Genomic DNA, 1,100 nt, shown 5'->3' with positions numbered 1-1,100 from the left:
GCGGCGCCTGGTGCGGAGGCGGCGTCTGGTGCGGCTGGGGGGCCGGGGCGGCCTGCCCCGGCTGCTGGTCGGCTCGGTGCCCCGGGCCCGCCGGCCCCTCGGCCCCCTCCGGCGCGGTGGGAGCCTGCGGGGACGCGTCGGGAGAGGCCACCGGCACAGGAGGTGCGGACGGGGCCGGGGGTACCGCGTTGCCCTCGTTCTCGGTGCTCACAGCTCTACTCCTCGATCCACGGCTGTTTGTCCTCGGTCGCGCTCGGTCACGTTCGTGCACGCTCGGCGGCGCGTGCGCGCGGGTCGTGGCCTGTCACGATGCGGCTGCGCATGGTCCTGCGTTCACTGTTCCAGTCTGTCTGCAGTCAGCTTTTCCCACGGGCCGTCAGAGCACCATAAGCCGTGGCTGTGGGTCCACGGCCAGCCCTTACATAGGGCATTCATAGGAAAAGCTACATAAACCCGGACGTCGTGTGCCACCGTTCGCCGCCCGGACGCACGAGCGCCGTCCCGCGTACCCCGCGGGGGTGACACCATGACGCGGTGACCACCCACGCACCACAGCTCTCCGTCCAGGTCGTCGCCCACCGGGGGGCCTCCGAAGACGCGCCGGAACACACCCTGGCCGCCTACCGCAAGGCGATCGAGGACGGTGCGGACGCCCTCGAGTGCGATGTCCGGCTGACCGCCGACGGTCACCTGGTCTGCGTCCACGACCGGCGGGTGAACCGCACCTCCAACGGCCGCGGCGCCGTCTCGGCGCTGGAACTGGCCGACCTCGCCGCCCTGGACTTCGGCTCCTGGAAGACCGGGGAGCCGTATCGCGGCCGGGTCGAGGAGCCCGACTGGGAGCACCGCCCCGAGGACCGCGGGGAGACCTCCGTCCTCACCCTGGAGCGGCTGCTGGAACTGGTCGCGGACTCCGGGCGGCGCATCGAGCTGGCCATCGAGACCAAGCACCCCACCCGCTGGGCGGGCCAGGTCGAGGAGAAGCTGCTGGGTCTGCTGGACCGGTTCGGCCTGGCCGCGCCCGCCGCGGCCGCCGAGTCGCCGGTACGGATCATGAGCTTCTCGGCACGCTCGCTGCACCGGGTGCACGCGGCCGCGCC

At 72.7% G+C, this 1,100-nt stretch carries 1 protein-coding gene and 1 pseudogene; one reads left to right on the top strand and one right to left on the bottom strand.

Annotated features, from left to right (window positions below):
- Positions 1-211: pseudogene (locus ACPC54_RS42260) on the bottom strand (protease); the annotation flags it as partial.
- Positions 212-534: 323 nt separating this feature from the next.
- Here ACPC54_RS42260 and ACPC54_RS42255 point away from each other — a divergent pair.
- Positions 535-1,100 (top strand): glycerophosphodiester phosphodiesterase family protein (locus ACPC54_RS42255; protein ID WP_498973084.1); only part of this gene is annotated, 566 nt, incomplete at its 3' end.

The sequence above is a fragment of the Kitasatospora sp. NPDC094028 genome, assembly GCF_049543595.1.
In the GTDB taxonomy this organism is placed as follows: Bacteria; Actinomycetota; Actinomycetes; order Streptomycetales; family Streptomycetaceae; genus Kitasatospora.
The sequence above is the reverse complement of the archived record's forward strand: the minus strand, read 5'-3'. Positions and strand labels throughout refer to the sequence as shown.